This is a genomic window from Polaribacter pacificus (assembly GCF_038024035.1).
In the GTDB taxonomy this organism is placed as follows: domain Bacteria; phylum Bacteroidota; class Bacteroidia; order Flavobacteriales; family Flavobacteriaceae; genus Polaribacter; species Polaribacter pacificus.
The window spans coordinates 48,895-73,380 of the sequence record NZ_CP150664.1; the positions used below are offsets into that span (position 1 = coordinate 48,895).

The window sequence follows — 24,486 nt, forward strand, 5'->3', positions numbered from 1 at the left end:
ATAATAAAAAGGCCGAAGTTTGACTTCGGTCTTTTTTTTTGCCCAGCTTAAAATGTATCTTTGTTTAAAATCTAGTTAAAATGAATTATATTTTGTTTGATGGTGATGTGCGCAATGCGCTGTTGCCTTTTACCTATACAAGACCCGTTGCTGATATCCGTATTGGTATTTTAACCATACGAGAAAAGTGGGAGCAGCGCTTGGGGTATACGACAACTACCTTAACAGAAGAGTATTTAGAGGCCAAATACCCAATGGTAGAAATGGATCATAATATAATGATCAATGCTTCTTTTGTGCCAACCGATGCTTTGGCAGAAATGGTGATGAAGCTTTCAGAAAATGAAGCTATTTTTAAAGGTGAGGATGTCATTGCTTTTTATACCAGCAATACTCAAGAAGAAGTTGATTTTAGCAGTTATACGCAGTTAGAATTTGAAGAAGAGTTGCTCCAGGTTAAGAATACCTGGGATATTTTTTCTTTAAATGATATTGCACTAAGACAAGATTTTGATTTTTTAACAGCAGATAAAACTTCTCTACCGATTCCAGAAGGTGTTCATGCGGTAGCTAAGGATCAAATTTTTATAGAAGAAGGAGCACAGGTAACCTACGCTTCATTAAACGCCAGTTCTGGTCCTATCTATATAGGTAAAGATTCAGAAGTAATGGAAGGCTCTGTCATTAGAGGGCCTTTTGCATTGTGTGAGCATTCTACTGTAAAAATGGGCGCAAAAATGTATGGTGCAACAACCATAGGACCGCACTCTAAAGTTGCTGGTGAAATTAACAATTCGGTGATTTTTGGTTACTCAAATAAAGGACATGAAGGTTTTTTAGGGAACTCAGTCTTAGGAGAGTGGTGTAATATTGGAGCTGATTCTAACAATTCAAATTTAAAAAACAACTATGCAGAAGTTAAAATTTGGAGTTATGAAACTGAGCGTTTTGCAAAAACTGGTTTGCAGTTTTGCGGTTTAATTATGGGAGATCACTCTAAATGTGGAATCAATACCATGTTTAATACAGGAACAGTTGTTGGAGTAAGTGCCAATATCTTTGGTAGCGGTTTTCCAAGAAACTTTATACCTTCTTTTAGTTGGGGGGGGGCTTCTGGCTTTACAACCTACCAATTGCCAAAAGTTTTTGAAGTAGCAGAAATGGTTTATAAAAGAAGAGCCTTGGATTTAGATGAGCAGGATAAAAACATACTTGAAGCGGTTTTTGAAATGACCCGAAAGTATCGAAAAGATTAAAAAAAAACCTCAAGTTTTCTTGAGGTTTTTTTTTGGTTATTATTTGATGAATTGATCAATTGTATTGCTAATATCTGTTTTGCTGGCAGTGTTTTTTAGCCTAAAAATATGACTAAATAGCGCTTTTCCATTCACTTTTTCTTTTAAAAGTATGTCCTGGTCTTTTTTAAATTCCTTATCCCATTTTCTACGAATTTTACTCCATAGATCTTTGTTTTCTTTCCACCAGTCTTGTGCAGCGACACATTTATTTTCGGCAACTTTTACATAAGTGTTGTATCCTTTTTCTTCTGCTAAAGTTCGATCAGATTTCCCCGCAGCACGAACAATCTTAAGGTTGTCTTGATCGTGTATCCAACCGTTAGAAACAATCTCTTGATGATTTTTTCTTACGGTAATATTATAATCGCTTCTAGTTGTATTTTCTCTTCTTGGAAGTGGTGCGTTAGTAGTATTTTCCCAGTAGCTTCTTCCGTCTACATGCACCCAAGTTGCTGAACCTTCATAACGAGGACTGTCATCTACTTGATATACTTTTTGTGTCCATTGTCCCTTGACCTCATTTTTTGGTAGTTTGGTGTATTTCCAGTGATTATTACCGTTGTAGATATATAAGTCTCTGTTTTCATACAGCCAATCTTGACGCCAATGTTTTACAATATGTTCTCTGTTTTTGCTTCCTGTAATTAATAAATGCTGTAATTGTATCTCATTTTTTTTATCCGAAATCACAGTTACCCATTCTAATGCTTTATCGTGTTTTTCTTTTGATGGTGTATATGTACTGTCGCTACTGTAGTTAAAAGTTTCTATAAAATTAAAGCTTACTTCATAGCAACCGCTCATTGCTTTTATGGCATTGATATCTTGTTGTTTTTTGTTTTGTTGAGCAAAACTCAGTTGAAAAATTAACAAAGCAACGGTACTGAATAGAATTTTTTTCATGGTAAATATTTTGGTTTAAAATTTTTGACAAAAATATAACTTTTATTTAGATTGAATAAAAATAATAGATATATTTGCAGAAAATTTATTAAGAATGATTTTAAATAAGAAATACTGTGCATTGTTTTTACTGACTTCATCAGTAATTTTTTCGCAAAACCAACAAAAAGATAGTTTAGATTCAAGAGTGCTTGATGAGGTTGTTGTCACAGCAACTAGATCTATAAGACAGTTATCTTCTGTTCCATTGGCAGTGACATTGGTCTCAAAAAAACAGATTGAAGCAACTGGAGTAACACGTTTAAAAAGTATTCTAGAAGAGCAAACAGGAATCGTGTTTGTGACTGACGCAAGTGGGTTTAGCGGTGTTCAGTTACAGGGTATAGAATCTGCTTACACACTTATTTTAATTGATGGAGTTCCACTTATTGGTCGAAGTGCCGGAACCCTTGATCTGGAGAGAATCTCAATTAGTAATATCAAGCAAATAGAAATCGTTAAAGGTCCTTCTTCTAGTCTTTATGGATCTGAAGCCATAGGAGGAGTGATCAATATTATAACAGATAAACCTAAATATGACCTCCAAAAAAGTAGTATAAATTTGTATGCCAAAGCAGGTGCAAAGGAAGAATTGGATTTTACATTTAATTATTTGTACAAAAAAAATGCTTTGGGTTTTCGTAGTGCTATTAATGCAAATAGTGTTGCCGCTTTTGATTTAAGTCCTTTAAGTGTAGCTAAAACCTCAGAAGCTCAGCAAAATCTTACTGCTGATTTTGGCGTTAGTTATGTATTTAATAAGGCTTTAGACTTGGATGTTCATACCCGATTCTATCAGCAAAATCAACATAATGGAGATCAAACCAATAGATTGACAGAATTTAATATTAATACGGTTCTAAAGCATCGATTGGTAACTAATGCTATACTTGATTATACAGTGTATGCTACACATTATAAAACAAAAAGTATTTTTAATGGAGAGGAGTCATTGTACAATCAACAATTGATACGCCCAGAAGTAAGGGCAAAAATACAATTTGGTTCTAATGAACTTGTTGCGGGAGTAGGGTTTGGCTATGATGCTTTAGATCGTACTTATTTTGAAAAAAAAGAGACGTATACCACTCAATATGCCTACGGACAATATGATTTTAATCCCCTAAACAAACTAAATGTTATTGTAGGTGCTCGTTTTGATCATCACAATAAATACAAATCAGCCTTTAGTCCAAAAGTGTCTGCTCGATATAAGATTTCTGATTGGTTGGCGGTAAAATCTTCTGTAGGGTTTGGTTTTAAAGCACCTGATTTTAGACAGTTGTTTTTTAATTTTAGTAATTCAGCTGCAGGCTATGTGGTATATGGTGTTCAGACTATGCATGATTTGTTTGGGAGCATTCCAGAAGTGCAGCAGCAGGTAGCAAAAGAACTAAACCCTGAGAATTCAATCGGTTATAATTTAGGATTTCAGTTGACACCTAGCAATCATTTAAAAATAGGAGTTAATATTTTTAGAAATGACATTAAAGACCTAATAAACACGGCTGTTTTTAACGGAAGCCTTCCTGGAGTTAATCCAAACACACGAGTTTTTTACTATGAAAATAGAGATCAGGTCTATACCCGAGGAATTGAATTTGATTTTCAATATACTTTTTCAGATAATTTAAAATTGATTGCGGGTTATCAATATGTTGAAGCCAAAGACAAGGAGCAGGAGAGACGTATAAAAGCAGGAGAGGTGTATTATAGAAAAACGCCAAGTTCACCATCTCAACAATTAAAGATCTCAGATTATTTTGGTTTGGCAAATCGCTCAAAGCATATGGCAAATGCCAAGTTGTATTACCGCAATTACCGCCACAATTTTGATGCTAATATCCGAGCAATTTACAGAAGTAAATACGCTTTATATGATACCAACAACAGCCAAGAAATTATAGACAATTCTGATGCTTTTGTTAAAGGGAATGCCATTATCAATACTGCAATCTCTAAAACTTTTTCTGAAAAGTTTAGCCTTCAGTTAGGTGTGGATAATCTTTTTAATGCCGATGGTCTAGAAAATGCAGCAGATTTCCCAAATAATGATGCTGTTTTAAGGCTTGGAAGAACCTATTATACTCGAATTCAATTTAATTTTTAACTATACTATATATGAAACCATTAAAAATAATCAATTTAATATTCAGCCTAATTTTAGGAGGGATGCTAATCTATGGAGGCTTTGATAAATTCTCTAAACAAATGCCAGCACCTACAGAGGTTGTTGTAAAAGCTCAGAAATTTCAAGATATAGAGCAGCATTCTACCTTGCAAAAAATACTATACATCAACGGTCTACAGCAAACCAATTATTTTTGGCAGTTTCTAGGTGTGATGCAAATTGTATGTGGCTTGCTTATCATTAGCCAAGTTTTTACACTCTTTGGAGCTATCATGGCCTTTCCAATCGTTATAAATATTTTCTTTTTTCACCTGTTTCTAGAGTTCGATGAACCTCTAGAACTGCTAAAAGTAGCAGGACTACTAGCCATTAATTGTTGGCTGATAATTGCTGCTAGAAAACAGTTAAAACCCATTATTTATCAACCAGAAAAATTAACCCTAATATAAATTCAATTCAATTTTTTAACTATGCGTATTTTAAAATCAATTTTTTCGTTAATTCTAATAACAATTACCCTTGTTTCTTGTACCAAAAATGAAGAAGATGTAGCTCCGGTTGTAGCGAGTTCGGCTACTAATATTCATGCCCCGGTAACCACCGATTACACTGTAAATCCTCCAACAGAGGCTGGTGAATTTGCCAAATTTAGCTTAGCAACTGGAGCAGTTGTTTCTGGTGATAATTGGGATATCGCTTTTAGAGGAACTTCTATTTTAGTCAATGGAGGTACATTAATCGGCCTAGCTGATGAACCAAACCGTACAGGTGTTGGAGCCTTGACTATGGTGACTAGTACTTTTGACGCCTTAACCACAGCTCCAGATGAAGCGAGTTTTGCTCAAGATGCGTCTGGTACGTATGCTTTGCCTAAAGGAAGTGGTAATGGTTGGTACAGTTACAATCCAACCAATCATTTGATTAGCCCTATAGCAGGAAAAATCATTGTGATTAAGACACACGATGGTCATTATGCAAAAGTAGAGATCATTAGTTATTATAAGGATGCTGATACCAGTTTAGATTCTGGTTATTATTCATTCAATTATGTGTACAACCCAAATGCCAATGATAAAAATCTTGAATTGTAGTTTTTTCGTATTTCAAATTTTATCATAAAAAAACCTCAAGCTTTATTGCTTGAGGTTTTGTTTATTTATGGATGTTTGTTGGGTCTAACGCTCTTTACGTCTTCTTCCAAATCCTCCAGACTTTTTATCAGCTGAGGCTCTATCAGGTCTATCTCCTCCGCTACGTCTTTTTCCTACATCTTTTCCTGTTCTTCTTGAGCTTCCTTCAGCACTACGTCTTCTCCCGAATCCGCCTTCACTATCTCCAGATGGTCTTCTTCCACGTTTTTTACCTCCGCGGCTACCTCCGCCAGAACGATCTTTTTTAGTTACTTCAATATTGACATTTCTTCCGTTAAACTCAGGATCATTAGTTTCAAAAGCCTCTAATGCAGCAGTTTCAAAATTCTTGTCAATTTCAAAAAATGAAAACGTATCTAAAATATCAATAGCTCCTATCTCTATATTATCAGTGATTTTTTGATCATTGATAATACCGATTAATCTCGCTGGGTTTAAGTTGTCTTTTCTTCCTAAATTAATAAAGAAACGAGCCATGTTTTCATCAGTACCTCTTGAAGATCTTGATGAGCTATCTCTACTTGAAGAAAGATCGTTTAAATCTGATGCATTTTCATAATATGATAAAAATGAATTAAATTCTAGAGACACAAATTTCTTGACTAAAGTCTCTCTGTCTAAATCTTTTAATTTATCATAGATGTTTGGTAAAAACTCTTGAATCTGATCTTCATTTACCTCGGTATTTTGCACCTTGTCTATTAAGTGCATCAATTGGTTTTGACAAATCTCTTTTCCAGAAGGAACATCTGCTTGTACAAACTTCTTATTGATGATACGTTCTATTGGACGTAATTTTCCTTTTTCTTTATTGTTTACTAAAACAATAGAAATTCCTTTTTTACCAGCTCTTCCTGTACGACCACTTCTGTGGGTATAGTTTTCTATTTGATCTGGTAATTTATGGTTGATAACATGGGTAAGTTCTGTAACATCCAATCCACGTGCTGCTACATCTGTAGCTACCAAAATCTGAATGCTTTTCTTTCTAAATTTATCCATTACGCCATCACGCTGAGCTTGTGATAAATCACCGTGCAAAGCATCTGCGCTATATCCGTCTTTTATTAAGTTGTTTGCTACTTCTTGTGTTTCTCTACGAGTTCTACAAAATACAATTGCATAGATATCTGTATTGACATCTGCAATTCTTTTTAGAGCAGGATACCGCGTTCTTTCGTTGATCAAATAGTACTCATGACTTACATCACTTGAACCTTCGTTTTTTTGACCAGAAGTAATTTCTACAGGATTGTCCATGTAGTTTCTGGCAATCGATTCTACTTCTTTTGGAAAGGTTGCAGAAAACAATAAGGTTTGTTTGCTTTGTGGAGTTGCTTCTAATATTCTATCAAGCTCATCTTTAAAGCCCATATTTAGCATTTCATCAGCCTCATCCAAAACAACCCATTGGATTGAATCTAGTTTTAAAGCTCTTCTTTTGATAAGGTCTACGGTTCTTCCAGGAGTTCCCACAACAATTTGTGAGCCTTTCTTTAATGAACGAATTTGCTCATCAATGTTTGCACCACCATAAACAGTGGTTACTTTTACTCCTTTTAAGTATTTAGAAAACTCTTGAATATTATTTCCAATCTGAACGGCAAGTTCACGTGTTGGAGATAAGATAATTGCTTGAGTGTTTTTGCTATTTGCATCAATTTGTTGTAAAATTGGCAAACTAAAAGCAGCTGTTTTACCAGTACCTGTTTGAGCAAATGCTTTTAAATCTTGTGTGGATGCAATTACTTGTGGAATTGCTTTTTCTTGAATTACTGTTGGGTTTTCATAGCCCAAATCTGTCAAGGCTTTGGTAATTTCTACCTGAAGCCCCAACTCTTTAAATGTTGACATTCTGTGAATTATTGTGAACTCACAGACGCCAGTATCTGCAAACTCGATTTATATGTTTCGCTAGATTTTAATACTTATGAACTGGGTATTAGTAATCTAAGTCTCCAAACCTGTTTTCTGTTTGAAGTGTGCAAAGGTATAACAAATAAAATAGATTTAGGTATAAATTAGTTATTTTCTAATTCTTCTATCTGTTTGCTGATAATTGATTTGTGAAAAGAGGCAAAACTATTAAAAATGATTCCCTTCTTATTAACCAATAATGTTCTCGGGAATTTACTAGTTAGAAAATCGTTTGCAGCAGTTTCTTCATCCAAGTAAAATTGATTCTTAATATCGAAGCCTTTGGTGTGATGACCATTAATTAAGGTGGTCTTTACAGAGATAAAATAGATGTTTGGATGTTTTTTTGTTAAGAAATCCATTCTAGCAACCATTGATCTGCTATTATAATATTTAGGGTTCCAGAAAAAGATAACCGAGTTCTTGTTTTTTGTTAACTTTCGGATGCTTTGTTTAGCTTTGTTGTAATCAATAACATGAAAATCTGGTAATTTTTGATTTTCATGAAGAATTTTGATATCGTTTAACAATCTTTGAATTTGCTTCTTGTCTTCAATATTTGTGCTTAACTTAAAGAAGTCATAAAAGGCTTCTTTGTTAATATCTCCAGTAGAATTATCTACAAAGTAATTTAACAAAACTTGACGCAACAAATCGTTTTTAATTTCTTCTAAATTAATATTCTTGTTTATGGATGCTAATAGCTCAGTAATAAACAAATCTGGATTGTCATTACTTACCCCTTTTGAATAAACTGTATTGTAAACTCTAGACATTACATATTCATTGTAAGTCCTTAAGTTAATTAAGGTAGAGTCATTAAGGTTGATGTTTGTTCTGTAGTTATAAAAACCTGCTGTAGTTTTTGGGAATTCTGTTGTGCCAGTTCTTCTTCGGTGTACTTCTGGGTAATACTCTACACGATTATAGATTGGGTATTTGGCGAATACTTCTAAAAGGTTTAAATATTCTTTTGGAAGTTCTGGATTGTTTTTTTTGAAGAGGGTTATTTTTTCTGTTTTTTTAGCTAGAACAGAATCCATTTTAGTTTTAAATTCTAATGGTTGAAGTGAGAAAAATGATGAAAATGAATAACTTCTTCTGTCTTTTTCTGTTTCGAGAAAAAAGTCAATAAGTAAATTGTTTTTTTCACCACCTTTTCCATCAAAAACTAAAGACTCATCATAGTCCCAAGTGTTTAAGCGAATAGAGATGCTATCATTTGGTTGAATATAGACATATTGATTTTCTTTTCCATGAAAAAATGTGTAAAAGCCTTCTTCAATATTTTCATATCGCCCTAAAAAAGTGTTGTTGGCATCTAATGGTAAGCTGTCTATTAGTTTTTTTTGATTAAACAACAAGACGTAAGAGCTTTTGGGATTGATAATTTTACCTCCAAAATAGGTTGTAGTCTTTTGCTCTGATAACTGGCAGCTACCAAAGATGATAAGGCTTGTAAAGAAAAATAAATATTTAAAATACTTTGTCATATACTTCTATCAATTCTAACAGCAAAAATAGGAATTCAAAGATGATACACTTGTTAATTGCATGTTAAAAAAAAGGATTGAATTTTGCTAAAATATATAAAATTTTAATAGTACAAAACCCTAAATTAATGATGAAGGTTTTGTTTGCTATACTTTAGAATAAAAGCGTTAATGTCATAAGAACTCCATATAATTTTCTATTTTTGCAAAAAATTTAAATACTATAGGATGTTATCAGTTTCTAATTTATCAGTACAATTTGGAAAAAGAGTTTTGTTTGACGATGTAAATACCAAGTTTGTTCAAGGTAATTGTTATGGAATCATTGGTGCAAATGGTGCAGGGAAATCTACATTTTTAAAAATCTTATCTGGTGAGCAAGATCCAACTTCGGGTCAGGTGCACTTAGAAAAAGGAAAAAGAATGTCTGTTTTGTCTCAAAATCACTTTGCTTTTGATGAGATACCTGTCTTAGAAGTGGTGATCTCCGGGAATAAAGAACTAGCTGCAATTAAAAAAGAAATGGATGCTTTGTATGCAGACTACACCGATGAAAATGCAGATAAGATTGGAGAGCTTCAGTTGATTTTTGATGAAATGAATGGTTGGAATGCAGAGTCTGATGCTGCAACACTTTTGTCAAACCTAGGAATTTCTGAAGAGCATCATTATACCTTGATGAAAGACTTGGATGGGAAGCAAAAAGTACGTGTCTTATTAGCGCAGGCCTTATTTGGAAATCCTGATGTTTTGATAATGGATGAGCCTACCAATGATCTGGATTTTGAAACGATTTCTTGGTTAGAAAACTTTTTAGCAAATTATGACAATACCGTAATTGTAGTATCGCATGACCGTCACTTTTTAGATTCGGTTTGTACCCATATTTCTGATATTGATTTTGGAAAGATTAACCACTATTCTGGTAATTATACTTTTTGGTATGAGTCTAGTCAGTTAGCGGCTAAACAAAGAGCTCAGCAAAACAAAAAAGCTGAGGATAAGAAAAAAGAATTAGAAGAGTTTATTAGACGTTTTTCTGCCAATGTAGCTAAATCTAAACAAGCGACATCTCGTAAAAAAATGATCGAAAAACTAAATGTTGATGATATTAAGCCATCAAGCAGAAGGTATCCTGCCATTATTTTTGAAAGAGAAAGAGAGGCGGGAGATCAAATTTTAAACGTAGAAGGGCTTTCTAAAAATTTTGAAGGAGAGGTTTTATTTAGTGATATTCACCTAAATTTAAGCAAAGGTGATAAGGTTGCAGTAATTTCTAAAAACTCTAGAGCGGTTACAGCATTTTATCAAATCCTTAATGATAATGTAAAGGCTGATTCTGGAACATTTCAATGGGGGGTTACAACCAACCAATCGTATTTACCTCTAGAAAATGCTCATTTCTTTAATAATCCAGACTTAAACCTGGTTGATTGGTTGCGTCAGTACGCCAAAACCGAAGAAGAAAGAGAAGAGGTTCACCTACGTGGCTTTTTAGGAAAAATGATTTTTAGCGGAGAAGAGGCTCTAAAAAAATGTAATGTATTGTCTGGAGGTGAAAAGGTTCGCTGTATGCTATCTCGTATGATGATGACTCGTGCAAATATTTTGATGTTGGATGAGCCGACAAATCATTTAGATTTAGAGTCAATCCAAGCATTGAACAACTCATTGATTAACTTTAAAGGAACAATTTTATTTACCACTCATGATCATGAGTTTGCAAACACTGTAGCCAATCGCATCATTGAAATTACTCCTAAAGGAGTGATTGATCGCTATTCGACGTTTGATGAATATTTGAGCGATCCAAAAATTAAAGAACTACGTAAAAAAATGTACGAATAAAAAAAAGGAGCTTTAAAGCTCCTTTTTTTGTATTGGACTAATAATTTTTACATCACTAAAGGAGATGGCGCCTCTAACTACACCATCAATTGTGCCTTTTAGAGCTTCAATAAGTTGCATTTTTAATTGCGATTTATGATACAGTAAGCTTATTTCTCTAGCGGGTTGTGGTGCTTTAAACTCTCTTAAAAACTCCTTGTCTTTTTCGTTTAGGTCTAGCGTTTGTAAATAAGGGATTAGGGTCATACCAAATCCTTCTTTAGATAGTTTAATTAAGGTGTCAAAACTTCCACTTTGCAATTGAAAGTGCAGGGATGAATCTGACTTATAAGTTCGGCATAAATTTAAAACACTGTCTTTAAAACAATGTCCGTCTTCTAGCAGCAAGATATCATCGACCTCTAGTTGATCAACTTCGATAAGTTTTTGATTGTGTAAGCGATGACCTTTAGGAATTAAGCCAACAAAAGGCTCATAGTATAGAGGGCGTTCTTTAATCGCTTCATTTTCTAAAGGGGTGGCTGCAATCGCTGCATCTATATGACCATCGGTAAGTTTTCTAACGATGTCTTCGGTAGTCAGCTCCTCAATAATTAACTTAACCTTTGGATATTTATTTGTAAAATTGGTTAAAAACATTGGTAAAAGTGTGGGCATAACAGTTGGAATTATCCCCAATTTAAACTCACCGCCGATATAGCCTTTTTGTTGGTGAACGATATCTGTAATTCGATTGCTTTCATCAACAATAATTTTTGCTTGCTCTACAATTTTTTTACCAACTTCAGTCAATTCTATTGGTTTTGTAGCTCTATTAAAAATTTTAGCACTTAATTCTTCTTCCAATTTTTGAATTTGCATGCTTAAGGTTGGCTGAGTTACAAAACTGTGCTCTGCAGCAATAGTGAAGTTTTGATATTCCGCAACTGATAAAACATATTTTAACTGAGTAATTGTCATGGTATAAGAAATTTTGATAAAGATATTAAAACTATCAATTAAACTTATGCTTTAAGCTGTAAAATTTTCCCGAAATTTGAATAAACAATAAATTAAGATAATTATGAACAAAACAGTATTAGGATTAGACAAAAGTAAAACAGATAACTTGGTTGTGTCATTAAATGATTTATTGGCGAATTTTCAAGTTTATTATCAAAATGTTAGAGGGGTACATTGGAACATTAAAGGGAAAAACTTTTTTCAATTGCACCTTAAATTTGAAGAGTTGTATACAGATGCTCAAATTAAAGTTGATTTAATTGCAGAACGTATATTAACATTACATGGAGCTCCAATCCATACCTTTGATGAGTATTCTAAAATGGCAAAAGTTCCAGTAGGTAAGAATATTTCTAAAGATGAAGAGGCTGTAGCCTTGGTTGTAAATTCACTATCAGTATTGTTATCAATAGAGCGTACTATTTTAGAATTGTCTTCAGAAGCAGATGATGAGGGGACCAACTCTATGATGAGTGATTTTATAGCAGAGCAAGAAAAAACGCTATGGATGTTGAATGCTTGGTTAGGTTAAGATCAAATACATAAAAAAAAAGACTGCATTTGTTGCAGTCTTTTTTTTTTGAAGTAACATATCGTTAACTCCAGAAATCTCTTTTTTTATTTAACTCTTCTTCTTGTTTTGCGTATTCATCAACACTTATTACTTTTAGAAAAGATGGGTGTTGCTCTATGGCGTATTCAATTTTTGTAACAATATCAGCAATCTCTTCGTTTTCATAATCGATTTCTAATGGTGGTTTTATGACCATTGATTGAAGTACGTTTCTTTTTTTGATAACCAGCCCTTTTTTATCGAAAGAGCGTCTAAATCCATCAATAACAATAGGAATAACAATGGGTTTGTGTTTTTTGATAATGTGAGCAGTTCCTCTTCTGATAGGTTTAAAAGGTGTGGTGGTTCCTTGAGGGAAAGTAATTACCCAGCCATCATTTAAGGCTTTACCAATATTAGAAACATCAGACATTTTTACTTGTCTATTGACATTTTCTCCTTTGCTTCTCCAAGTTCTATCAATAGAAACAGAGCCTGCGTATGCAAATATTTTAGGTAGGAGTCCGGCTCTCATCGTCTCGCCAGCTGCGACAAAATAAATATTTAATTTGGGGTTCCAGATATAACCAATGTTTTTGATATTGTCAACACGACCTTTTAAAGCTGCGTTAAAAACATGGAACATCGCCGCTACATCGGCAAAATACGTTTGGTGATTGGAGATAAACAAGACGTTGTTGTCTGGTAGATCTCTTAGTATTTCTGAACCCTCAATATGTAAATTGTTAAAGCGTCTATATCTTCCGTGAGAAATAAGTCCAAATATTCGAATTAACCATTTCTTTAAAAATAGAATATGACCAAATGGGTTTCTTTTAAATAAAGGCATTCGTAGTAATTTTTATTTTTTAATAGAAAAACAAAAATACAAAACTAAAGGAGAATAGTCGCTATTTTAAGAGCTCTTTAATTTCGCTTAAAATCATAGCAGTTGCTCCCCAAACTATATGTCCATTAAACTGGAAACAAGGGACTACAATATTTGAAGCATATGATGTTGTCATTTTTATCGACGTCAAATTAGCGTTGTCTAAAAGAGCTTTTACAGGTACTTTAAAAGCGCTGGCTACTTCGTAGTTTGTGATCAATTTTGGGGCTTCATCTGTATAGCCTAAAAAAGGAGTTGCAAGAAAATTACTTGGAGGGATAAAAACATCTGTCAATTCTCTTAGTATGGTGATTTTGTTTTTTGGGACTCCAACTTCTTCAAAAGTTTCTCTTAGAGCAGTCTCTTTAAGATTGAAATCCTTTTTGTCAATTTTTCCGCCAGGAAAACTAATTTGAGCAGAATGAGTTCCTTTGTACTTGGCTCTTTCTGTAAGTAAAAAACAAGTTTCATTATTTGTGTTCGGATAGAATAAGGCTAAAACTGCTGCTTTCTTTGGGTTACTGGCTTTAATTTTATCGGCATTGTATTTTAATCGCATTTCTGGAGCGAGCAGAAATTGTGCCTCTAGACCTCCAAGATTTGCTTTCTGAAGCTGATTTTTTCTTTCTAAAAATTCTGAAAAATCCATAAACGTTTTTTAGTCTTTGATAAATCTAGCAAAACCAATTCTCTTTAGCATCTTTTTTTCAAAGGCCCAGAAAAAATCAAATTGACCAAATAGCCAACCATAAGCAACGATTAAAAACTGATAAAAAGGGAAAATTAGAAGGATTCTTAAAGGTCTATAGATCCATGGGTTTGTAGATTCTTGGTTGAGCCCAACTAGTTCTAAAATAGGTTTAGCTATAACTAAAGAGCTGTAGCCGGTAATAGAAAAAACTAACAGTATAATTAATACCTGTTTGTTTGATTTTAAGCCCCATCTTTTTTTTAGTTTTTCCATATACGAACAAAATGACTGCAAAAATACAATATGAACTGTGCAATCAAAAGTTTAGAGCCTAAGAAATCGAAAAAAATAAACTTCTAGTATTTTCCGTGCTGTTTTTGATTTTTTTTTTACCTTTCAAGCTGATAAAAACAAAAGAACTAAATGAAGAAATTAGCGTTACACTGGAGAATTTTATTGGGGATGTTATTAGGGGTTGTTTTTGCACTCATAATGACCAATTTTGATTTTGGAAAAGATTTTATAAAAGATTGGATAAAACCATTTGGAACTATTTTCATAAATTCTTTAAAACTCATCGCTATTCCTTTAATTCTTGCAGCACTTATCAAAGGAGTGTCTGATTTAAAAGATATTTCAAAGCTTTCAAGAATGGGAGGTAGAACAATTGGAATTTATATTGTTACTACTGTAATAGCAGTTACCATAGGTTTGGTACTTGTTAATATTGTAAACCCAGGGAAGCAAATTTCTGAAACTACAAGAACTGAACTGGTAGACAGTTACAGCACAGATACGACTAAGTATAAAGATGAAGCCGCCAAACAAAAAGAAAGTGGGCCTTTACAGGCTTTAGTAGATTTGGTGCCAGAAAATATTTTTGCAGCATCTACAAGCAATAGAAATATGCTACAAGTAATTTTCTTTTCTATTTTCTTTGGTATTGGTTTGATTATGATCCCAGAAGAACAAAGTACTACCGTAAAAAAGTTTTTTGATGGCTTTAATGAGGTCATCTTAAAAATGGTTGATCTAATAATGCTTGCTGCGCCATTTGGTGTTTTTGCACTTTTAGCTGCCTTGGTTGTAGAGTCCCCTAGCTTAGATCTTTTTCAAGCGCTGGCATGGTATGCAGTAACAGTCGTTTGTGGTTTGGCGCTTATGATTGCAATTTATGTTACCTTAGTGTTTGTTTTTACAAAAAAGCGTCCTGCCTTTTTTCTTAAAGGAATTTCTCCAGCTCAATTATTAGCCTTTTCAACCAGTTCTAGTGCAGCAACTCTGCCAGTTACTATGGAAAGAGTTACCGAGCACATGGGAGTAGAAGAAGAAGTAGCTAGTTTTGTGTTGCCTATTGGAGCGACAATTAACATGGATGGAACTAGTTTATATCAAGCAGTTGCCGCTGTTTTTATTGCTCAAGCATTTGGAATGGATCTTGATTTTGGAACTCAGTTAGGGATTATTGCTACTGCAACATTAGCTTCTATTGGGTCTGCTGCTGTTCCGGGTGCAGGTATGGTTATGCTAGTAGGTGTTTTAGGTTATGCTGGAATCCCAGAAGCTGGTCTAGCGCTTATTTTTGCTGTTGATAGACCTCTTGATATGTGTAGAACCGTTGTAAATGTAACAGGTGATGCAGCAGTATCTATGTTGGTGGCCAAATCAGTAGGGAAATTAGGTGAGCCTCACCCAAAAGAATGGGATGATAACTACGGGAAAGTAAAATAATTTCGAAATTGCTTTAATCAACCATCAATAACACATAAAAATGTCTTTAAAAGTACCGAGTTCATTAGTTTCTGTTGAATGGTTGTATCGAAATTTAGCCGATAAAGACTTAGTGATTCTAAATGCTACTTTACCAAAAGTAGCAGCCAATAATAAAGCTGCTTTGCAAGAAAATCAAATTAAAAAAGCTATTTTTTTTGATATAAAAAAGACCTTTTCTGATGTAAATGCTCAATTTCCGAATACGGTATTACCGGCAAAAGAATTTGAAGTTGAAGCTCAAAAACTCGGAGTCAATACTACATCGTGTATAGTAGTGTATGATGAACACGGAATCTATTCTTCCCCGAGAGCTTGGTGGTTGTTTAAGACCATGGGTTTTGATAATGTCGCTGTTTTAGATGGTGGTTTACCTGCTTGGAAGAAAGCAGAGTTTCCGACAGTCTTAAAAGAACAAACGCAGAAGACTCTTGGAGATTTTAAAGCAAAGTATAGAGCACATTTATTTAAAGATTACAAACAAGTTTTAGAAAATATTCAAAGCCAACAGCAGTTGGTTATAGATGCGCGTTCTTCTGCCAGATTTACAGCTGAAGAATTAGAGCCAAGACCTGAAGTAAAAAATGGACATATTCCCAACTCAAAGAACCTGCCCTTTACAAAGGTTCTTACCGATGGGCATTTAGCTTCCAAATCTAAATTGCAAACTACTTTTAAAGAGTTTGTCTCTAAAGATAAAGCACTTATATTTTCTTGTGGTACTGGGATTACAGCTTGTATATTAGCACTTGCGGCTACAGTTGCTGGATATGATAAAACTTCAGTCTATGATGGATCATGGACAGAGTGGGGTAGTTTGCCAGACCTGCCAACCGAAAAATAAAATAGTTAATGGGTTAAAAAGTTAAAGCAGGCTTTTTAATTCTGAAAAATGACTAATCACATAATCTGCATTTTCTAGAGTTTGATCTGCCGCTAAAGGATTTTTATAGCCATATACAAAAATACCAGCATCATTTGCTGCTTTTACTCCATTGTCAGAATCTTCAATGACAATACAGTTTTCTTTTGGGAAACCTCCTAAAATAGCTGCTTTTTCAAAAATTTCTGGATGGGGTTTTGATTCTTTTAAATCGGCACCACTAATCTTTGCTTTAAAATACTTATTCAGGTCAAATCGATTAAAAACACGTTCAATATTAACCATCGCAGATGAAGAAGCTAAAATTAAAGTCATATTCTTATTATGAAAATATTGAATGATATTTTCTATTCCATCAACCAAATGTAAGGTTGGGTCATTTTCAAAAAAATTGACATAGCGTTTTCTTTTTTGCAAAACCAAATCATTAGGATCTTCTTGAAGTTGAAAATGAGCGACAAGTTTTTGAAAAGCATTGATAGTAGAAGAACCGGTTAGGGTTTTATATAATGCTTCTGAAACATCTAAGCCCAAAGACTCAAAAGTTTCATAATACGCTTTTTTATGTAGAAGTTCAGAGTCTATAATTACTCCGTCCATATCAAATATTACACATTTTATTGTAGCCATTGGTCTATTTTTTAGCAAAAATACTATAAATAGTTGAGAGCAGAAATCCTATGAATTAAAAAGCTTATGAATAGTTTAATAGTGTATAATCATGTATTAAACAGAGAACTAGAGTAGCTAAAAGAACAAAAATAAATATTTATTAAAAAATACTGTAACATTTCTTTTAGTTAGCCGTCTTATTTTTAGTTCGAATGTCTAAAAAGATTTTCTTGGGCATAATTGTTGCAGAAGTCTTTTAACATAATATTAATAGCCCTAACCATATGTAACGGCTATTTTCGCAAAAAAATAATCAACTATGATTGAAATTAAAAATCTTCACAAGTCTTATCCAATCGGAAAAGAATCTTTACATGTTTTAAAAGGAATCGATTTACATATTAAAGAAGGAGAGTTTGTATCTATTATGGGGTCTTCGGGTTCTGGTAAATCTACCTTGCTTAATATCGTTGGATTGCTAGATGAACACGATGAAGGGGAATATTATTTAAATGGTCAGTTGATTAAAAATTTGAATGAAAAAAAGGCAGCAGTTTTAAGAAATAAATTTTTAGGATTTGTTTTTCAGTCGTTTAACTTAATTTCATACAAAACAGCCTTAGAAAATGTGGCTCTCCCATTATACTATAAAGGGATTCCACGTAAAGAGCGTTTAAAAATTGCGATGGATTATCTAGACAAGGTTGGCCTAAAAGATTGGGCAAGCCACTTGCCTAATGAGTTATCTGGAGGACAAAAACAACGTGTTGCAATTGCGAGAGCATTGGTAACCAAACCTAAAGTTGTTTTAGCCGATGAACCTACAGGAGCCTTAGATTCTACAACTACTGATAACGTTATGGATTTATTAAGAGATATTAATAATGAAGGGATGACAGTTTTTGTAATTACCCACGAAGAAGAAGTAGCAGAACAAACCAAAAGAATTGTCCGTTTAAAGGATGGATTAATCATTAGTGATGAATTGACAGCTAACTCAAAAGCGGTTTAATATGTTTGATATAGATCGTTGGAGAGAAATTTTTCAAAGCATAAATAAAAACAAGCTTCGCTCAGTGATGTCTGGTTTTACAGTAGCATTTGCTATTTTATTATTTACCTTACTATTTGGTGTTGTTACTGGTTTGAGTAACACTTTTAAAGAACAATTTTCAGATGATGCGGCAAACTTTATGTCGGTTAGAGTGTGGAGAACTTCTAAGCCATATAAAGGTTTGCAAACAGGTAGAACCATACAGTTAAAAAATGAAGATTTTAATTTTGTAAAAAATGAGTATTCTGATAAGATAGAACTTTTAACAGCAAGAGTAAATAGAAGTGCAAATATTTCATATAAAAACAAGCAAGATAATTATACAATACAAGCCGTACATCCAGATCATCAATTTTTAGAAAAAACAATTATTGAAGAAGGGCGCTTTATTAATGATAGAGATTTAAAAGAGAGAGCCAAAGTCATAGTAATTGGGCGTCTGGTGAAGCAAGATTTATTTGGAGAAAAACCTGCACTTGGAAAACGTGTAAATGTCAGTGGGATTTCATATCAAGTTATTGGTGTGTTTTCTGATGAAGGAGGCGATAATCAAGAACGAATGAATTTTATGCCTGTTACAACAGCGCAAATGATTTATGGAAATAATGACAAGCTAAGTCAGATAGTTCTTGGGTATAATCCAGAATTAAGTTTGGATGAAGCCATTGCTTTTGGTAATAAAATGGAGCGTGATCTGCGAAAAAAATTAGACATACATCCAGATGACCAAAGTGCTTTGTCTGTTAGCAATATGGCTGAAGCAAATAAAGGAGTTGGACAGTTTTTATTGGCCTTGTATTTCATTGTAATCTTTGTAGGTTCTGGTACCTTGATTGCTGGAATCATCGGAATTAGTAATATCATGATTTTTATAATTAAAGAGCGTACCAAAGAATTTGGAATTAGAAAAGCGCTTGGAGCATCACCTGCATCTATTGTTGGTATGGTTGTTCAAGAATCAGTATTAATAACTACCATTGCGGGATATTTAGGACTGCTTCTAGGTACTTATATTTTAAACTTTATTGGCGATGGTCTTGAAGAAGATTATTTTATAAAAGACCCAAGTGTAAGCCCAGGGATAGTAATAGGAGCAACTATTGTTTTAATCTTATCAGGGTTAATTGCTGCATATGTTCCGGCAAAAAAAGCAGCACGAATTAAACCAATTGTAGCACTAAGAGCAGATTAATATGAAGTTTTTATTTGATTCAGATACTTGGCAAGAAATTTACGGAAGCATTCGTAAAAACAAAATGCGTACAGCAATTACCATTATTGGTGTATTGTGGGGAATTTTCTTACTCGTTGTTTTATTAGGTGCTGCAAGAGGTATCGAAAATAACTTTAATAAAATATTCGGAAGTTTTGCAACCAACAGTGTTTTTATTTTTCCACGAGCTACTGAAATTCCTTTTAAAGGATTTCAGAAAAACCGTACGTTTAGCTTAACTGAAAGGGATGTAGAAATATTAAAAAGTGAGTACAGTGATGAAATTAAGTTATTAGCTCCAAGAAGTCAAACATCTAATCTAATTGTTAGAGGTATAAAAACTGGTACTTTTCAAATAAGTGGGGATTATCCAGTTCTGGATCAAATTCAGAAGAAAGAATTGATGTATGGTCGTTTTTTAAATCAAAAAGACATGATAACCCATGCTAAAGTATGTGTTATCTCAGAGGAGATGTACAAGCAATTATTTGAAAAGAACGAATTTCCAATTGGTGAGCTCATTAAAATTAACAGCATTAACTATAAAGTTGTTGGAGTTTATAAAAGAGGAAACGGAATTAGTTTTGATGGAGATTCTGCATATATTCCATTTTCAACTTTTCAAAAAGTATATAATAGAGGAAATAGAATTGGTTGGATGATGATTACTGCTAATGAAGGAGTAGATATTGCCCAGATGGAAGTTGATATTTTATTGACCTTAAAAAACCTTCATAAAGTACATCCAGATGATAAAAGAGCTTTTGGTAGTATCAATCTTGGTGTTGAAATAGGCAAAGTAACCGGATTTTTAACAGGAATGCAGTTTTTAACCTGGTTTGTTGGAATAGCGACATTAATTGCAGGAGTATTTGCCATTGGTAATATCTTGTTGATTACTGTAAAAGAACGTACAAAAGAGATTGGTATTAGAAGAGCACTTGGAGCGACACCTTTAAGTATTAGAAGACAAATTGTATTAGAATCAGTCTTTTTAACATCCGTAGCAGGAATGTTAGGAATTGTATTTGGAGCACTCGTTTTATATGGATTGGATGCCTTAGTAGGGCAAGGAGATAGTGCAGTTTTAATCAATCCAACAGTGAATATCCCAATCATATTAATAGCATTTGTCACTTTAGCAATTTTAGGAACTTTAATAGGTCTTATACCCGCTTATATGGCAACCATAGTTAAACCAATTGAAGCATTAAGAGAAGAATAAATTAAGTCACACAAATTATGAGTAAAAGAGCAAAAATTATTTTAGCAGTAATAGCGATATTTTTTATCGTTGCACTTATTTGGTTCGGTAAGAAGAACAAAACGAATATTATTCAATATGAAACCGAAACAGCTTTCACTACTAGTATCCAAAAAAAAACAGTAGCAACTGGGAAAGTGATTCCAATGGAAGAGGTAGAGATTAAGCCTCAGATTACAGGGATTATTGATGAAGTTTTTGTTGAAGAAGGAGCCGTAGTTAAAAATGGCGATTTAATAGCAACTGTTAGAGTTGTACCAAATGTTGCCTCTTTAAACAGTGCAACTGGTAGAGTGAAATCAGCAAGATTAACCTACAACAACGCTAAAGTTTCTTATGATAGAACTAAAAAATTATTTGATAAAGGTGTTATTGCTCGTCAAGATTTTGAGTCTTCAGAATTAAGTTATAACAATGCAAAATTAAGTTTAGCTAATGCAGAATCTGATCTAGAGATCATTAAAAAAGGATCAACTTCGGGCTTAGGGCAAACTGCTAATACCAATATTAGAGCTACTGCTTCTGGTATGATTTTAGAGATTCCAGTTAAGAAAGGATACCAAGTTACCCAAACGAATGATTTTAATGCTGGTACTACCATTGCTAGTATTGCAGATATGACTAAAATGATTTTTGAAGGTAAGGTTGATGAATCAGAAGTTAGTAAACTTAAAGAAGGGACTAAAATTGAAGTTTCTTTAGGAGCTATAGAAGGGGTTAAGTTCCCTGCAACTTTAAACTTTGTTGCACCAAAAGGTACCGAAGAAGGAGGGGCAGTACAATTTAAGATTAAAGCAAATGTTACTTTAGATAATAAGTACTTTATAAGAGCTGGATACAGTGCGAATGCTGATATCATCTTAGAGAGTAAAGACAATGTTTTAGCGGTAAAAGAAGCGTTATTGCGTTTTGATAAAAAAACGGAAGAGCCTTATGTAGAAGTTAAAGTTGGTGACGGTTTTGAAAGAAGAACAATTAAGCTTGGAACTTCTGATGGTGTAAATGTAGAAGTGCTTTCTGGTATTACTAAAGACGATCAAATTAAGATTTGGAACAAGGCTTCTAAAGACGAAGAGAAGATAAATTAAACAAAAAATTTAGTGATTTAACAAAAGGGTTTCTCAATCGAGAAACCCTTTTGTTATTTTAGAACATAGCTAAAACCAATTGATGTTGTTAGTGTATTGTAGCCACTATTAGGAAGGTTAAAATTAAAATTAGAAACATGACCTAATCCAACAGCTATGTGTAGGTTAGTTCTTTCCTTTACAGGATGTTCCAGGGCTATACTACCATTTTCTGTAAAGGTAAATCCTTTAGCCAGGCGTTCAGTTGCTGTGTCTATATAACCTAAACCTAAACCAGCTGTAACGACACCGTTTAATTTTTTATAGATTTTAACTTTAAATGCCAGTGTTGTTTCTATGACTGCTAAAGTCATTTGCTTTTTTCTTGTGTAACGAGCTCTCTTTTCCAGATACTTGTCTTCATCAGGAGTGACAAATTGCTCATTGATCAGCTGATGATTTAAATGAACTACTTGCGGTTCAAATATCAACGCTAAGGCATTACTCTTGCTGAGTAAAGGATAAAGTAACCGAAGTTTAACTATTTTGGATTGGTAGTTGTAATCAGGGTCATCAAATAAGAAATTATGCTCGTTTCCTAAGACAAATGCAAAACCAATTTCAGAAGGAATAAGTTTGTTTTTAGTGGTTATTTGCCCAGACAAACTAACAGTTGAAAAGGCAAATAACACTAAAAGTTTGATAGTTTTATTTAGCAAATTGCAAGGCAACTTTTTCTGCTTTTTTACCTTGAGAATAATCGTAAAAACCTTCTCCAGATTTAACACCTAATTTACCTGCCATCACCATGTTTACTAGAAGTGGACAAGGAGCATATTTAGGGTTTTTAAATCCATCATACAATACATTTAAGATAGATAGGCAAACGTCCAATCCAATAAAATCAGCCAATTGAAGAGGTCCCATAGGGTGTGCCATTCCAAGTTTCATTACAGTGTCAATTTCTTCAACACCAGCAACTCCATTGTATAAAGTCTCTATAGACTCATTGATCATCGGCATTAAGATTCTATTGGCAACAAAACCAGGATAATCATTAACTTCTACAGGAATCTTATTTATCTTTTTAGAAAGATCTACAGTAAATTGCATAACTTCATCAGAAGTATTGTATCCTCTAATGATCTCTACCAATTTCATGATAGGAACTGGATTCATAAAATGCATTCCGATTACTTTATCAGGACGTTTGGTAGCTGCGGCAATCTTTGTAATAGAAATTGATGAAGTGTTTGATGCTAAAATGGTGTCATCTGGGCAAACTTCATCCAATTCTTTAAATATTTTAAGCTTTAAATCACTATTTTCAGTAGCAGCTTCTACCACTAAGCTAGCGTATTTAACGCCTTCTTTGATGGTAGTATAGGTGGTAATGTTTCCTAATGTTTTTGCTTTATCTGCTTCAGAAATTTTATCTTTAGCGACCATTCTGTCAAGGTTGCGAGTAATCGTTGCAAGCCCTTTGTCAAGTGCTTCTTGAGAGATGTCGATCAATTGAACATTGTAACCAAATTGTGCAAAAGTATGGGCAATTCCATTCCCCATGGTTCCGGATCCTATAACGGCAATATTTTTCATGTATTTTATTTTATATAAGTTCTTTTTGCTTGTTAAAGCAATCTATAATTTGTTGAGCAACACGCAAAGCATTGGCTCCTTGTTTTAAAGAAACAATAGGAGTTTCTTCATTAACAATAGCTTCTGCAAAAGATTCTAACTCATCCAAAATAGCATTGTTGCTATTTACTGTTGGATTGTCAAAATAGATTTGCTTTTTTTCTCCTTCTGCATTTTGTAAAATCATCGCAAATTCATCTTCTTGTTCAGGAACATCTTTCATTCGTACTACTTCGGATGTTTTTTCTAAGAAATCAATAGAAATATAAGCGTCTTTTTGAAAGAAACGAGATTTTCTCATGTTCTTCATAGAGATCCTACTTGCCGTTAAATTGGCTACACAGCCGTTTTCAAACTCGATACGAGCATTAGCAATATCTGGAGTTTCACTAATAACAGCAACACCGCTAGCATGTACACTTTTTACAGGTGAGTTTACTACGCTTAAGATAATGTCAATATCATGAATCATTAAATCCAAAACTACAGGCACGTCTGTACCTCTTGGGTTAAACTCAGCCAATCGATGGGTTTCTATAAACATTGGAGAAGAGATCATGTCTCTAACAGCTGTAAAAGCAGGGTTAAATCGCTCTACATGACCAACTTGACCTCGTACGTGTTTCTGGCTTGCTAAAGTTCTAATAGCTTCTGCTTCAAGTACTGTATTGGTTATTGGTTTTTCTATAAAAATATGACAACCTTTTTCTATGGCTAATTTAGCACATTCAAAATGTGATAAGGTAGGAGTCACGATATCCACAACTTCTACATTATTGATTAATTCTTCAACAGAATCAAAACGATGGTAACCAAATTCTTCTGAAACTTTTTTTGCATTTTCTTCAGAAGGATCAAAAAAACCAACCAAGTTGTATTTTGATGATTGCTGTAAGAGGCGAAGATGTATTTTTCCTAAATGACCAGCTCCTAGAACACCTACTTTTAACATATATAGTATTTTTTTTATCCTTGAGAAATCGCAGTTTCAAGGTGTCAAATAATTGTCTTATAAAATTTTCGACTGCGCTCGGAAAGACAGTAAATTTTCTGAAAAAATATACAGAAAA

23 protein-coding genes are annotated in these 24,486 nt (G+C 33.6%); 12 read left to right on the forward strand and 11 right to left on the reverse strand.

Translation table 11 applies throughout. The features are described from left to right. Nucleotides 1-80 precede the first annotated feature (80 nt). Nucleotides 81-1,256, forward strand: coding sequence for a GlmU family protein (locus tag WHC90_RS00190; protein WP_188599016.1), 1,176 nt, complete (start codon nt 81-83; stop codon nt 1,254-1,256). A gap of 39 nt (nt 1,257-1,295) precedes the next feature. Here WHC90_RS00190 and WHC90_RS00195 read toward each other — a convergent pair whose 3' ends face one another. Continuing rightward, on the reverse strand, nt 1,296-2,201 hold the full coding sequence (locus tag WHC90_RS00195; RefSeq protein ID WP_188599015.1) for a DUF6607 family protein: 906 nt from the start codon (nt 2,199-2,201) through the stop codon (nt 1,296-1,298). A gap of 94 nt (nt 2,202-2,295) precedes the next feature. On the opposite strand from WHC90_RS00195, the gene WHC90_RS00200 reads away from it, so the two are divergent. From WHC90_RS00200 to WHC90_RS00210, 3 genes are read left to right on the forward strand one after another with little or no spacing between them, the layout of a single operon-like run. After that, nucleotides 2,296-4,350 (forward strand): TonB-dependent receptor plug domain-containing protein, encoded by a 2,055-nt coding sequence (locus WHC90_RS00200; protein WP_188599014.1) that lies wholly within the window; start codon nt 2,296-2,298, stop codon nt 4,348-4,350. Between the two features lie 11 nt (nt 4,351-4,361). Further along, nucleotides 4,362-4,820, forward strand: coding sequence for a DoxX family membrane protein (locus tag WHC90_RS00205; protein ID WP_188599013.1), 459 nt, complete (start codon nt 4,362-4,364; stop codon nt 4,818-4,820). Between the two features lie 21 nt (nt 4,821-4,841). Further along, complete coding sequence (locus WHC90_RS00210) at nt 4,842-5,462, forward strand: HmuY family protein (protein WP_188599012.1); 621 nt, start codon at nt 4,842-4,844, stop codon at nt 5,460-5,462. 84 nt (nt 5,463-5,546) lie between these two features. Here WHC90_RS00210 and WHC90_RS00215 read toward each other — a convergent pair whose 3' ends face one another. Continuing rightward, the gene (locus WHC90_RS00215; protein ID WP_188599011.1) at nt 5,547-7,376 is read right to left on the reverse strand and encodes a DEAD/DEAH box helicase; all 1,830 of its coding nucleotides are present in this window, start codon (nt 7,374-7,376) and stop codon (nt 5,547-5,549) included. A 167-nt stretch (nt 7,377-7,543) separates the two neighbouring features. Next, nucleotides 7,544-8,932 carry a hypothetical protein gene (locus tag WHC90_RS00220; RefSeq protein ID WP_188599010.1) on the reverse strand — a complete coding sequence of 463 codons (1,389 nt, stop codon included), beginning with the start codon at nt 8,930-8,932 and terminating at the stop codon, nt 7,544-7,546. Between the two features lie 228 nt (nt 8,933-9,160). On the opposite strand from WHC90_RS00220, the gene WHC90_RS00225 reads away from it, so the two are divergent. After that, nucleotides 9,161-10,780 (forward strand): ABC-F family ATP-binding cassette domain-containing protein, encoded by a 1,620-nt coding sequence (locus WHC90_RS00225; protein WP_188599009.1) that lies wholly within the window; start codon nt 9,161-9,163, stop codon nt 10,778-10,780. A gap of 12 nt (nt 10,781-10,792) precedes the next feature. On the opposite strand, the gene WHC90_RS00230 is transcribed toward WHC90_RS00225, so the two are convergent. Continuing rightward, entirely contained in the window at nt 10,793-11,740 is a 948-nt protein-coding gene (locus WHC90_RS00230) for a hydrogen peroxide-inducible genes activator (RefSeq protein WP_188599008.1), read from the reverse strand. Nucleotides 11,741-11,843: 103 nt separating this feature from the next. Between WHC90_RS00230 and WHC90_RS00235 the strand changes: the two genes are divergently transcribed. Further along, on the forward strand, nt 11,844-12,314 hold the full coding sequence (locus tag WHC90_RS00235; RefSeq protein WP_188599007.1) for a Dps family protein: 471 nt from the start codon (nt 11,844-11,846) through the stop codon (nt 12,312-12,314). A 64-nt stretch (nt 12,315-12,378) separates the two neighbouring features. Here the strand turns inward: WHC90_RS00235 and WHC90_RS00240 are convergent, their stop codons facing one another. From WHC90_RS00240 to WHC90_RS00250, 3 genes are all read right to left on the reverse strand, one after another. Continuing rightward, complete coding sequence (locus tag WHC90_RS00240; protein ID WP_188599006.1) at nt 12,379-13,185, reverse strand: lysophospholipid acyltransferase family protein; 807 nt, start codon at nt 13,183-13,185, stop codon at nt 12,379-12,381. Nucleotides 13,186-13,246: 61 nt separating this feature from the next. Next, a complete protein-coding gene (locus WHC90_RS00245) occupies nt 13,247-13,873 on the reverse strand; it encodes an NUDIX hydrolase (RefSeq protein ID WP_188599005.1) in 627 nt (208 codons plus the stop codon). A 9-nt stretch (nt 13,874-13,882) separates the two neighbouring features. Next, on the reverse strand, nt 13,883-14,188 hold the full coding sequence (locus WHC90_RS00250) for a DUF6787 family protein (RefSeq protein ID WP_188599004.1): 306 nt from the start codon (nt 14,186-14,188) through the stop codon (nt 13,883-13,885). 150 nt (nt 14,189-14,338) lie between these two features. On the opposite strand from WHC90_RS00250, the gene WHC90_RS00255 reads away from it, so the two are divergent. Both WHC90_RS00255 and WHC90_RS00260 read left to right on the forward strand, forming a co-directional pair. Further along, a complete protein-coding gene (locus WHC90_RS00255) occupies nt 14,339-15,646 on the forward strand; it encodes a dicarboxylate/amino acid:cation symporter (protein WP_188599003.1) in 1,308 nt (435 codons plus the stop codon). A 40-nt stretch (nt 15,647-15,686) separates the two neighbouring features. Further along, nucleotides 15,687-16,529 carry a sulfurtransferase gene (locus WHC90_RS00260; RefSeq protein ID WP_188599002.1) on the forward strand — a complete coding sequence of 281 codons (843 nt, stop codon included), beginning with the start codon at nt 15,687-15,689 and terminating at the stop codon, nt 16,527-16,529. Nucleotides 16,530-16,550: 21 nt separating this feature from the next. Here WHC90_RS00260 and WHC90_RS00265 read toward each other — a convergent pair whose 3' ends face one another. Further along, complete coding sequence (locus WHC90_RS00265) at nt 16,551-17,198, reverse strand: HAD family hydrolase (RefSeq protein WP_188599001.1); 648 nt, start codon at nt 17,196-17,198, stop codon at nt 16,551-16,553. 301 nt (nt 17,199-17,499) lie between these two features. Here WHC90_RS00265 and WHC90_RS00270 point away from each other — a divergent pair, with 301 nt between their 5' ends. Genes WHC90_RS00270 through WHC90_RS00285 form a run of 4 tightly spaced genes read left to right on the forward strand, consistent with a single transcriptional unit; the run spans nt 17,500 to nt 21,799 of the window. Further along, nucleotides 17,500-18,192, forward strand: a complete 693-nt coding sequence (locus WHC90_RS00270) for an ABC transporter ATP-binding protein (protein WP_188599000.1) — start codon at nt 17,500-17,502, stop codon at nt 18,190-18,192. A 1-nt stretch (nt 18,193) separates the two neighbouring features. Continuing rightward, entirely contained in the window at nt 18,194-19,426 is a 1,233-nt protein-coding gene (locus tag WHC90_RS00275) for an ABC transporter permease (protein ID WP_188598999.1), read from the forward strand. A gap of 1 nt (nt 19,427) precedes the next feature. Then, a complete protein-coding gene (locus WHC90_RS00280; RefSeq protein ID WP_188598998.1) occupies nt 19,428-20,672 on the forward strand; it encodes an ABC transporter permease in 1,245 nt (414 codons plus the stop codon). A gap of 17 nt (nt 20,673-20,689) precedes the next feature. After that, a complete protein-coding gene (locus WHC90_RS00285) occupies nt 20,690-21,799 on the forward strand; it encodes an efflux RND transporter periplasmic adaptor subunit (protein ID WP_188598997.1) in 1,110 nt (369 codons plus the stop codon). Between the two features lie 53 nt (nt 21,800-21,852). On the opposite strand, the gene WHC90_RS00290 is transcribed toward WHC90_RS00285, so the two are convergent. The 3 genes from WHC90_RS00290 to WHC90_RS00300 are packed head-to-tail and all read right to left on the reverse strand — an operon-like array spanning nt 21,853 to nt 24,368. Further along, nucleotides 21,853-22,443, reverse strand: a complete 591-nt coding sequence (locus tag WHC90_RS00290; RefSeq protein WP_188598996.1) for an acyloxyacyl hydrolase — start codon at nt 22,441-22,443, stop codon at nt 21,853-21,855. 43 nt (nt 22,444-22,486) lie between these two features. Then, the gene (locus WHC90_RS00295; protein WP_188598995.1) at nt 22,487-23,377 is read right to left on the reverse strand and encodes a 3-hydroxyacyl-CoA dehydrogenase family protein; all 891 of its coding nucleotides are present in this window, start codon (nt 23,375-23,377) and stop codon (nt 22,487-22,489) included. A 10-nt stretch (nt 23,378-23,387) separates the two neighbouring features. Further along, nucleotides 23,388-24,368 carry a Gfo/Idh/MocA family protein gene (locus WHC90_RS00300; RefSeq protein WP_188598994.1) on the reverse strand — a complete coding sequence of 327 codons (981 nt, stop codon included), beginning with the start codon at nt 24,366-24,368 and terminating at the stop codon, nt 23,388-23,390. Nucleotides 24,369-24,486: the final 118 nt, after the last annotated feature.

Excerpts from the sequence above, each read along its gene's own strand:
- WHC90_RS00205 (WP_188599013.1), top strand. The coding sequence starts at position 4,362 with ATGAAACCATTAAAAATAATCAATTTAATATTCAGCCTAATTTTAGGA.
- WHC90_RS00300 (WP_188598994.1), bottom strand. The coding sequence starts at position 24,368 with ATGTTAAAAGTAGGTGTTCTAGGAGCTGGTCATTTAGGAAAAATACAT.
- WHC90_RS00285 (WP_188598997.1), top strand. The coding sequence starts at position 20,690 with ATGAGTAAAAGAGCAAAAATTATTTTAGCAGTAATAGCGATATTTTTT.
- WHC90_RS00220 (WP_188599010.1), bottom strand. The coding sequence starts at position 8,932 with ATGACAAAGTATTTTAAATATTTATTTTTCTTTACAAGCCTTATCATC.
- WHC90_RS00265 (WP_188599001.1), bottom strand. The coding sequence starts at position 17,198 with ATGGCTACAATAAAATGTGTAATATTTGATATGGACGGAGTAATTATA.
- WHC90_RS00260 (WP_188599002.1), top strand. The coding sequence starts at position 15,687 with ATGTCTTTAAAAGTACCGAGTTCATTAGTTTCTGTTGAATGGTTGTAT.
- WHC90_RS00215 (WP_188599011.1), bottom strand. The coding sequence starts at position 7,376 with ATGTCAACATTTAAAGAGTTGGGGCTTCAGGTAGAAATTACCAAAGCC.
- WHC90_RS00235 (WP_188599007.1), top strand. The coding sequence starts at position 11,844 with ATGAACAAAACAGTATTAGGATTAGACAAAAGTAAAACAGATAACTTG.
- WHC90_RS00250 (WP_188599004.1), bottom strand. The coding sequence starts at position 14,188 with ATGGAAAAACTAAAAAAAAGATGGGGCTTAAAATCAAACAAACAGGTA.
- WHC90_RS00240 (WP_188599006.1), bottom strand. The coding sequence starts at position 13,185 with ATGCCTTTATTTAAAAGAAACCCATTTGGTCATATTCTATTTTTAAAG.
- WHC90_RS00190 (WP_188599016.1), top strand. The coding sequence starts at position 81 with ATGAATTATATTTTGTTTGATGGTGATGTGCGCAATGCGCTGTTGCCT.
- WHC90_RS00195 (WP_188599015.1), bottom strand. The coding sequence starts at position 2,201 with ATGAAAAAAATTCTATTCAGTACCGTTGCTTTGTTAATTTTTCAACTG.
- WHC90_RS00245 (WP_188599005.1), bottom strand. The coding sequence starts at position 13,873 with ATGGATTTTTCAGAATTTTTAGAAAGAAAAAATCAGCTTCAGAAAGCA.
- WHC90_RS00280 (WP_188598998.1), top strand. The coding sequence starts at position 19,428 with ATGAAGTTTTTATTTGATTCAGATACTTGGCAAGAAATTTACGGAAGC.
- WHC90_RS00230 (WP_188599008.1), bottom strand. The coding sequence starts at position 11,740 with ATGACAATTACTCAGTTAAAATATGTTTTATCAGTTGCGGAATATCAA.
- WHC90_RS00255 (WP_188599003.1), top strand. The coding sequence starts at position 14,339 with ATGAAGAAATTAGCGTTACACTGGAGAATTTTATTGGGGATGTTATTA.
- WHC90_RS00275 (WP_188598999.1), top strand. The coding sequence starts at position 18,194 with ATGTTTGATATAGATCGTTGGAGAGAAATTTTTCAAAGCATAAATAAA.
- WHC90_RS00225 (WP_188599009.1), top strand. The coding sequence starts at position 9,161 with ATGTTATCAGTTTCTAATTTATCAGTACAATTTGGAAAAAGAGTTTTG.
- WHC90_RS00270 (WP_188599000.1), top strand. The coding sequence starts at position 17,500 with ATGATTGAAATTAAAAATCTTCACAAGTCTTATCCAATCGGAAAAGAA.
- WHC90_RS00295 (WP_188598995.1), bottom strand. The coding sequence starts at position 23,377 with ATGAAAAATATTGCCGTTATAGGATCCGGAACCATGGGGAATGGAATT.
- WHC90_RS00200 (WP_188599014.1), top strand. The coding sequence starts at position 2,296 with ATGATTTTAAATAAGAAATACTGTGCATTGTTTTTACTGACTTCATCA.
- WHC90_RS00210 (WP_188599012.1), top strand. The coding sequence starts at position 4,842 with ATGCGTATTTTAAAATCAATTTTTTCGTTAATTCTAATAACAATTACC.